This is a genomic window from Bathymodiolus azoricus thioautotrophic gill symbiont, assembly GCF_001298715.1.
In the GTDB taxonomy this organism is placed as follows: Bacteria; Pseudomonadota; Gammaproteobacteria; order PS1; family Pseudothioglobaceae; genus Thiodubiliella.
Genome location: NZ_CDSC02000089.1, coordinates 1 through 11,042 on the forward strand (window position 1 = coordinate 1; position 11,042 = coordinate 11,042).

Annotated in this window: 1 protein-coding gene; it reads left to right on the plus strand. The window is 36.7% G+C overall.

Annotated elements, in window-relative coordinates; all coding sequences use genetic code 11:
* On the plus strand, positions 1-11,042 hold an 11,042-nt coding region (locus BAZSYMA_RS01795), incomplete at both ends, for a C80 family cysteine peptidase (protein ID WP_143243057.1).

The following is an 11,042-nucleotide window of genomic DNA, read 5'->3' on the forward strand; positions in this document are numbered from 1 at the left end:
TGAAGAAGAGAAAATAAGAAATGAGCAGGTAGAGGATAGGAAAGCGTTAAGGCTTTTAGAAGCCGAGTTGGAAAAAACAAGAAGTAAGCGGCTAGAGGATCATCGTTTGCTTTATAAAAGTATTGAAACACTAAGCAAAATAGATGAAGACATGCTTGATACTGACATAAATATAAAGATGTTGGATGCAGCTAAAGAATTTGAAGCATCGGGAAAAAGTCGAAATTATTTTGCTCAACAAGACATACTGAGACAAAAAACAGCGCAAAAAATAGCTGTACAAAGGGAAACAGAAATAGTAAATACAGAAAAAGTAATCACTTTGGATCAACAGTTGTCAGATAAATTCAATGAATTAATGATCAAAAGAGTACAACTTAGAGGAGCTATACATAAAGAGGCAGAAAATACCCAAAAGAAGTTAGAAAAAGTGCGTGAAGATATAAAAAAAGAAGAAAAGCAAACGCAAGGATTGTCAGCGGAATCAGATAAAACAAATAAAGAAAAATTAAAAGAAACATTGCACGCTCTAGAAAAAGAAATGGAGGCTATAGAGCAAAAGAGACAAGCATTGATGAAAGAAAATTTGTTAATACAAATGATGGATGCACAAAGAACACATGTAAACGATGAATTGATAAAAATCTTGTTTGAGGAAACAAAAAAGTATAGAGAAGAAGAAGTAAAAAAATGGACGGACAAAAAGAACGCACTCTCAAAGGTATATCTTCGTGCACCCACTAAGGGTCGATCAAATAAGGTTAAGAAATTAGAAAGAGATATATTACATGAAGAAAACATGCTACGCAGACTAAAAGGTAGGTCACAAAGGATGTTAAACAACTTGAAAGACATGCTAAAAAAAGAGCAAAGAAAGTTAGCATCAAAGGAAGATATGGAGCTGGGTATCAAATTCATATCTGATCTCATAGATACTGCAACCCGTGGAGTGAGGAAGTTAGCAATAGAGGAAATAGAGGAAAAAACAAATCAAATAAAAAATAAAGAATCAGTGTTAACAAAACAAAATAAAAAAATGGACGACTTAGAAAAAGACTTCCAAAGCATTACAGCCAATAAAGAAGCACAAAATACAGACCATGACAACAATACTTTGCGTGAAGTAGCACAACAAGCAATCATGAGGCAAGAAGAAAATGAAGCCATAGACGAACTGTTAGAAGATATCTCTACAGCTGAAAAGAATAAAGCCATAGCCCTAAAAACAATCAAGAAATACGATGAGGAAATAGCAAAATCAAACACAGAAGAAGCGTCTAATATCCTCAAGCAAGAAAGAGAACGACCAGTTATTCTACAGCTAAATGCCGATCAAGAGCAATATGAGCGTATTCAAACAATTAAAGAGTTAAAAGAATCTCTAAAAGAGCCGTTAACAGTAGAAGGTTTTTCTTTCCCAGAGCGTAAGAGCAAACCAGAAGAAGAAAAAAGGCTTGAGGCAATAGAAAAGGCCAATTCAGAGTTTGCACAACATTATATTAAGAAAGAAGGCATTCTGCCAGATTTAAGTGCACAAGATATGCAACTTGATGCCCTTAAAAGATTGGCTATTACGGAATTCGAAGAAAAATATACCGAAGCAGCGGTAGACAAGATTTTAGAGGAAATATGGATATCTTCTGCGTCCAAAGAGCTTTATAAGGATCAGATTCTGAACACTGATAGCGATATTTCTAATCGCCTTGATGTGATTTCTTGGGTAAAAAAATTGCTTGAACGGACAGTTGCATTCAGGCAAGAAAGAGCAGAAGAGCGTGGCGTCGGCCCAAGAGACCTAGAACGAAAAAAAATACTTAAAGAAAGAATATTACAAGACAAAATTGAGAGAGAGGAACGCAACAAAGCAGCAGTAGCAACGCGACAACAAACGCGGCAATATCTTAAAGAAGAGAAAAAAAGGTTAGCACAAGAGGGTAAAAAAATAGCACAAGATGAAGAAAGATCAGCAAAAGAAGAAAGATTAGCACAAGAGAAGGAAGCATTAGCGCAAAAGGAGGAAGTGTTAGCGCAAGAAGAAATCTTAGAACAAGAGGAGGAAAGAACAGCACGAGTGAAGGAAGCATTAGCGCAAAAGGAGGAGGCATCAGTACAAGAGAGGGAAAGATTAGCACAAGAAGAGAGAATTTTAAAAGTAAAACAACTAGAAACTACAGAGGAACAAGAAGAAAGAGCAAGAGCGACAAGAGAAGATGTGGGAGCAACGCTTATGGAGCAATATAAAATAAAAGATCAGGAGTACATAAAAAAACGCAATGAGGGGTGGATTGAGAAACAACAACAAGCACAAGAAAACATATTGGCTGAAGAAGAAGAGTTGAACCAACCTGTTGATTTTGAGAAATATAAGTTAGAATATAATAACATAAAGGTTAAGACTTTTAAGCAAGCAATGGTAAGAGCAAAAATACCAATGTCATATGGCGGAAAACATGCTGTTTATTACAGAATAGTAGACGGGAAAAAATCAAGTTACACTATGTCTTTGCACTCAGGAACACTTATAGCAGCTGTCTATATCAAAATATTACAGGATGAGTTGAAACTTAATATGAGAACCATGAAGTCACTTGGTGTGGTATTTAGACCCCTTACATCCGGATCTGCAAAAAAACAAGCCAGCGCCTCTTCAGATCTACAAAAAACTCACAGGAAAACAAAAATCCAACAAAAAACAAACGACAAAGACGGCGATCAAGCATCAGGTGGTAAACCAAAAGAACAGCCCCCAACAAAGCAGGATGATAGCGTTAACCCAGCAATTAAACACAACTCCAGTTTAATCGTCCAAATAGCAAACGATCAAACCGCCAACGACATGCAAAAGAAAATAACAGCCAAACAAAACAAACAATACACCACTGACAAAGTCGTTGTTGTCAAAAAAAATAAAGGAAAATTAGCAATTACCCAAGGTCAAGCCAGAAATTTAACAGGCAATTTAGAAGTCCAAGTAATAGGGCGCGGCGAGCAAGTAGATGGCATCAACAAATTAGAAGGTCTTGATAGTGGTGAAGTAGTAGAGATTATCCAAAGATTCATCCCACAAACAGCAAAATTAATAACAGTCTTCTTAATGAGCTGCTATAGCGATAGTTGCTTCAATGGGCAATTAAGTTTGGTTCAGGAAGTGAAAGCACGGTTTGAACATTTTGTTGATGTCGTAGGTTACAAAGGCAGAGTCAATGTTGATAATGACGGCAATCCAGAAATTGTGACTGATGATAGACCCGGTATGGCACCCAGTGATATCAATTCATTAAAACAAAAAGCAGATGAATTAGACCAACAATTAGAAAAACTAACAGACAAAATGGAAGAAATAATAACGGCACAAAATCAAGCATTGGATAATATAGAACCACAAACACAAGCAGCAAATGCCACAAACGCCGAAGTTATTAAAATCAAAAAAGAAGTCGAACAAGCACAAGATAACTTAATACAAGCACAACAAACCGTCGTAACATTAGAGAAAAAAATACAAGCAAACAACCAAGCAATCAAACAGGAAACACAAGCAGAAGAAACCGCAAAACAAGTCATCCAAAAAGAACAAGAGAAACAAGCAAAAACCAGCAACGAAATCAAGCAAAAACAAGCCGAAAACAAAGCAGCAATAAAAGAAAAAAATGACACGGAAAAATCACTAAAAAAACTACAAAACACACAACGATCACACAAACCCGCCAAAAAGGCAACCAAAGAAGAAGATCAAATAGCAAAAAACATACTAGTCGCTAAAATCAACGAAGCACGCAGGCTAGACAGTGAAAAAAAACGAATCGTAAAAGACACAACAGACGCACTCACCACAGAAAATCAACAGCTACAAGAAATAGAAAAAACAATCGAAACAGCAAACAAAGCACTCATACAAGCCCAACAAAACAGACAACAACAAACCACAAGCAGACAACAAACACAACAAGAGCAAAGCTCAGCAAGCCAACTCCTAGAAGAAGCAACACAAACAGTAACCCAATTAAAAACCCAAGAAGCCACAGCAACAGCAGAAAACGAAATAGCACAAGACACCTTACGCACAGCACAAAAAGAACAAGGCATAGAAGACAGAGAAGAAATACGAAACACAAGACAACAATTAGAAGAAGCATCCAACAACATGAGTGAAATAGGCGCTCAAATAAGACAACATGAACACAATGCAGTGTACGAAGAAAAAGCAAAAGAAGCAGAAGCAGACAATATCGTCAATTACGAAGAAGACACCCTCCAACAAAATTTTCTGAAATTAAATAAAAACATAAAAGCCGCTATGGGCAAACATGAAATATTACAGTCAAAAGTCTCCGACTTGAGACATAAGAAGCAAAATAAGCTACAAAACAAAAAGGAAGAAGAGATACACCAAACAAAAGAAATAGAAGGGGTAGGTGCATTAACATCTACTCGATCAGAAAGTAATAAAGAGACAAAAATTAAGCAAGTAAAAACACCCCTCAAGAATACAGGGGACGACAAAAAAGATATTAATACTATCGACAGGCCATCTGATCAAGTGCCACAACAAAACAACAGTAGATTACAAGATAATATCGACACTTCTAATAAAGGAAACAAGCCAAAGGCAACAAGCCAAAGAGGTCCACCAACTGACACAGAATCACTACAGTCGAAAGATATTTCAATTAAAAGTGATGAGGAAAAAACAGAAGAATCACTTAAAACCCCTGCTTCCTCGCAACAAAAAATGACAACGGAGCAAGAACCCTCCTCTTCTCCTATCCACGCTAGCAAACAATCACAAAAATTACCAACAACCACTTCTCAGCAAACAAAGGCAAAATCAATAAACAAATCAGAAGAACAATCAAAAACACTAGAAAAAAAAGACCCACTAAGTTTATTAAAGTCAGAAGAGTCCAATAAAAAAGAAACAACAAATAGAGGAGCCTCGTCAGAAGACACAAAGTCTCAACAACAAGCCGGCACCCTTGAGGCACTACAAAACAAATCCTCAAGCAAGCCAAACAACCAAACACTCAACAAAAAAGATGGCAGTGTAGCGGTCTATAAAGTAGGTACAAACACCCCCATCAAACCCGAAAGCCATGTCATCATCCAAAAAACAGATGACAGTATTACCGATAATGCAAGCAAAAACCTAGTCAATAAATTAAACAAACAACACGGTGCAGAAAATGTCGTCGTTATCAAAGAAACAAAAAACAAAAAACACCTAAAAATTCAAGGCAACATTGAAAATATCAAGGGCAATTATCAAGTCCAAATAATAGGACACGGAACCGAAGAAGATGGCGTTAGAAAACTAAATAAAAAAACAGGCAAAACAATAGCAGAAAAGCTAAAACAATTAACAAGCACCATTCACGATACCCAAGCACAACTTACCAAAGTCTTAATACTGAGTTGTGATGGTGACACTTGTGGCACTAAAGGCACAAGCCTAGTACAGGATATTAGTCAAGTATTGAATAATGTAAAAGTAGAAGGCTATAACAGCAGGGTTAATGTTAGGACTGATGGTAGCATCAAAGAAAATGTTCCTGAAGGAGAGGATGCTCTAGGGGGTTTTAGCTCTAAGCAAAAGAAAAGCGAAAACAAGTCTAATCAAGAAGCAGTCTATGACAACAAAATTAATGCTAAGACTGATGATAGCACCAAAGAAAATGCACCTAAAGAGGAAGGCACTCTTAGCAACCCCAACTCTAAGCAAGAGAAAAATGAATCCAACCAAGAAAAAACAACAGATATAGAGCCCCAACAACAGTCTAGCACTTCTGGAATACCACAAAGACTACGGAAGAAAGTTAAAACAATTTCTTGGGATCAGGGAGTAAGTGAGCTAAGGAGTGGTATGCGTAATGGATGGTTAAAAGATCTTTGGATTGGCGAGACTCATGATAACGCATCAGGGAAAAAGTTGTTTATAGATGTGTTTATCGATGTTATTGAGATTTTCAATACTATTTTAGAAGATGTCTCAAGTAGACCTAAACATGGTAAGGTTTACGGTTTTACTGATAATGTAGAGGAGTTAAGAGGTTTTTTTTCGACAATGTTTCCAAATTTAGATAAAAAAAATATAGATGAATTAGCGGAAGTGAGCTCCTCTATGTACAAGCTAATAAACAGTAAAGGCACATTCCTTATTGCTAGAGATGCTTGGAACGATCATGTTCAAGAGCGTAAAGAAATGCAATTAGATGGAGGGGGTGAGACAATTATTTTAGTTGGGGCTAAGCATGTCTTGTCACATAAGGTCGACAAGTTATATCCAACGTTTAACGCAAACGCATATCCTGCTTATCAATACTTCAATGCAGATAAGAGCATTGCTTTGGTGCCAGAGCAATCAATTCAATATGATAGAGCTTTTGATCGTGGAAACAAAGACGCCGCCCCTGAATACGCAGTATGGGTCAAAAGCAAAGACAAGTCAATGAAGAACCCAGCCTTGTTTGTCGGCCAAAAAACTGCCATGGAAAAATTATTTGGAGACAAAATCAGTTTACTGCCAAAATCTTTATTAGATCTAGATCCTCCCACTAAATACGAAAGTCATATTGTTATTCAAGAATCAGACGACAAAATTGCTGATATTATAAGAGAGAAACAAGTCGAAAAATTACACAAAAAACACAACAAAGAGGCAGTTCTCGTCATTAAAAAAATCCAAAATGGAGATCCTGTAACCCTTCAAGGCAGCATCCAAAATGTGAAAGGCGAATACAAAGTCCAAATCATAGGGCATGGGTATAAAGATGAGCATGGCATTGAAAAACTGGCAGGCAAAGACGGCAAACAGATAGCACAAGGTCTAAAAGCATTGGAAGCGTTAATTCTAGATAACCCCTATGCAAAACTTGCCAATGTCTTACTATTGAATTGCTGTGGTACCACTTCTGGCACTTGGGGTGCAAACCTAGCTGAAGATTTTAAGAAAGCATTAAATAACGAATCTGTAAAAATTAAAAGCTATAACAATATTGACTCTGAGCGTCAAGAAAAAACTGTTCTTAATGAAGAACTTTCACAAGACAACAAAGCCCCAATAGACACAAAGCCCCAACAACAGCCTGACACATACAAAAACACCTCCTCAACAAAACAAAACACACAAGACCTCACTCCACCCCACAACCTCACCCACCCAAAATCCAAATACGATTCCAGCCTAATCATCCAAATGGCAAACGATCAAACCGCCAACGACATACAAAAGAAAATAACAACCAAACAAATCCAACAGCACGCCACTGAAAAAGTCGTTGTTATCAAAAAAAATAACGGCAAACTAGAGGTTATCCAAGGTCAAGTAAGCGATTTAACAGGCAATTTGAAAGTCCAAGTAATAGGGCACGGCAAGCAAGTAGAAGGCGTCAACACATTAGAAGGTCGCGATAGTAAAGGGGTAGTAGGCATTATCAAGAAATTCCTCCCACAAACAGTAGAATCGGCCAAACTCTTCTTACTGAGTTGTTATAGCGGTCGTTGCCTCAATGGGCAATTAAGCTTGGCTCAGGAGGTGCAAACATTATTTGGCAAACTTTTTGATGTTGTAGGTTACGAAGGCAGAGTCAATGTTGATAAGAGTGGCAATCCAAAAATTGTAGGTGATGATGAACCTGGCATGGCACCTGAAAACAATACCGATGTATTAGAACAAGCATTCAAAGATTCAAAAGCATTACTTGATGATCAAGTGGATGAGTTAACAAAGCTTAAAGAAAAAGAACAACAGGCATTAGCCAATATAGAGCCAGAAACACTAGCAGAAAAAGTCACAAGAGACGAAGTATTGCAAATAACAAAAGAACTAGAACCAGTACAAGAAGAACTAAGACAAGCACAAGAGAAAGAAGAAGCGGCAAATAAAAAAATACAAAACAACCATAAAGAATATCAAGAATTAAAACAAACGGCAAACGATCTAACACAAACAATCCAAGCAGCAGAAGAAGAGAAAGCACAAGTAGCAGAAGAAGTGAAACAAAAACAAGGTGCAAATGAAACAGCGAAAAATGCAAAAGATAAATCAGACAAAGAAGCAAGCAGACTAAACAGATTGCATAGAACAAAGATAAATAAAAAAACGACAAAAAAAGCAAGCACAGGTGCAAGCGCAGATGAGTTAGAAGTTTTATCCAGCAAACTTAAAGCGGCACGAGATGTAGTAAAGATTGACAGACAAAATGCAGCAGGCACAGAAAAAGAATTTAATGAAGCAAATGAGAAATTACAAAAAATAACAGCAACAGTTGATAACGAAAATAAAAACTTGGATCAAGTTAATAAAAAAATACAACAAAAACAAGTAGAGAAACAACAAGCAGAACATGAACAAGAATCGGCATACCAAGTAGTATTAGATAAGACCCAAGGAGTAAAAGACTTAGAGGAAAAACACTCAGTGCTAACAAAAAAGTATGAAATACGACAACAAGCATTAGAAGAGGCCCGAGCAATACAAGGCGTGCGTAGCATAAAGGACAAAATAAGGGAACTAAGAGAGGGCATGGAAAAAACATCAGATGAATTGTTTAGGTTAAATCAAAAAATGGATAAAGCCGAACAACTCATAATACACAAACAAAAAGAAGAAAAGGCCAAATTGGATGATATTGTTGATTATGAGAATGACACTTTTCAAGGGCGTAGCGTAGTAAAATCAGATGCTGTTATACGGTTTTTATCCAGATATAATATAAAGATTGCATTCAGCGGATCTCATGCTAAGGCTGTATTAACCGATCCAGACACACAAGAGAAAATAGTTTTTAGTGCAGGACCCCTTATAGGTAAAGCCCATATCAATGTACTCCTTGCTGATCTAATTAATATAGCAAAACACTTAAAGTTATCCAAAAGCATATTACGCGAACAGTTTAACATCATAGTGAAATCAAACAAAACGATCCCAACAGCATCCTTAGAGGAGTCTCCCACCTCAAATAAAGAAATTGTTCTTGTTCAAATGGGCAGTAACGAAGAAGTAGTATCCACACGCAAGAGAACGGTTGAACAAATAAAACAAGATTCAAATGCCCCAAGTAAAATTTATGTTGTTAAAGAGGACGATGAGGGCATGCAACATTCTGTAGAAGGAAATATCAAAGAGTTAACGGGTGAGTATGAAGTTAATATAATTGGGCGTAGCACTATAAAAAACGGTGCCAGAGTGATAGAAGGTAGAAACGCTAAGAAATTGACTGATATTTTGACCAAGATAGCACCTATTGAGCAAGGGGCGGGATCAGTAGATACCCCTATTTTGAAAAAAATTAAAATAACACATTGCAAAGGATCTGATTGTAATGCCATCAACAATCTTGCCTCATCTTTAAGAAAAAAAACAGGGGGCGATATTCCAGTTGAAGACAGTCTTGAACATCGGTATAACAAAAACTTAGCGCAATTTGAGGCTCGGCAAAAGAAGGAATCTGAGAATCAAAAGCAACAACAAAAAGAAGATAAAGAGCATGAGGAAAGGGCAAATGAATGGGGGAATTCATTTGAATGGAAAACTAACGACAGGCAACAATCAGAAGGGTTTATATTGGAAAAACAGAGACTAAAGCAATCATCTGAAAGGGACCAAGAAAGAAAAGCACACAAGCACAAAGAGGAATTGGGGCGCACTGCAAATGCAGAGCATACGGATATTGTCGTGGCAAATGTAATACAAGAACTTCTTAATAAGAAAGAAGAGGAGAAAAAACGAAAAAGAGCGGAAAGTCAAGTAACTAAACAAAAAGCAGTTGAGTTTATAATGAAAGACATTGAAACACTCGTGGATCTACCTGATGATTTAAGCAACAGGCTAAAAAAACATTTAATGCGCGACGAAGCAAAGATTCTAAACATTGAGCCAAGTGAGTCAAAACCAAAACAAACGAGATCTTACAAAACAAAAGAGGGTGCAAAACAGATTGATATTAACAAGGAGATAGAAGATCTTGAACTTAAGATTGTGCAATCATTAGATATTGATGAAAAAACTATTCATAATATGAAAGTTATAGCAACATCTGCTGAATTCATAGATACTCGAGAACAGCTTGTGATTGGGAAATGGTTAACGCACAAAAAAGCTCAGGCTGAAGCACTAGAACTTGCCGATCAATTGCATGAAATTGATCCAACCAAAGGCAGTGCAGAGGATATTTTGACAAATCTTGCCACAATAAAATTTACTGAATCCATATTAAAGATGAGAGAACTTTACGATCATGGTGTTGATGTGATGGAGATTAACGATAACTTTATACGCAGTTCGGAAACAAACATCATAATGATATTGACAGATATGAACATATTGGAGAAAGTAATGGAAGCAAAATCACTAGCGTCAATAGCAGAAATCCAAAGAATATTGATGCCACAGGAAGATTTTGATTCTATTAAAGCGCAACAGGAAAAATTTAAGATGATGCAAGAAACAGTAAAGAAAGTCAAGGGCGGTTTTTATCAAAACATCTTTCGCTTAGAAGAAATTATTGAATTTATAACCAAGATGAAAGTGTCATTAAAAGTGATAAATGATATTAAAGAATTGAGAGATAAGATAGCAGTGCGTATGGAAATGCTTTCCCCTGCCTCTCCAACGCTTGATAAAATGCAAAGCATTCTGGAAACAAATGTTGAAAAAATACAAAGTGATGCGAGTACCTTGGTGCGCTCAGATATTGAGAAAGGAATAACACCCAAGCAAGAGAATCCTAAAACGCCTAGCATAAAGGATAATGAAAAAATATTGAGTTGGATTTCAATGTTAAAACTTTTAGCGTCTGATATGGAGGAGCTGCACAATTCTTTTAAAAGTAGAAACAGTATCATCTATCAAGTGCCTTCGCTTAGTAGTTGGCGTGATGATATAACCAATGATTATAACCGTTTTAGCAAAAGACATCTAGGGTATACACGGCAACTAGACCAAGATGCAAGTGTGTTTAATGAAATTTTGGATGAAGACAAGAGAAAACAAGAAATTTCACATATGTATGGGGGATTTCGTAAACAAACACAGGGCCTTAAGA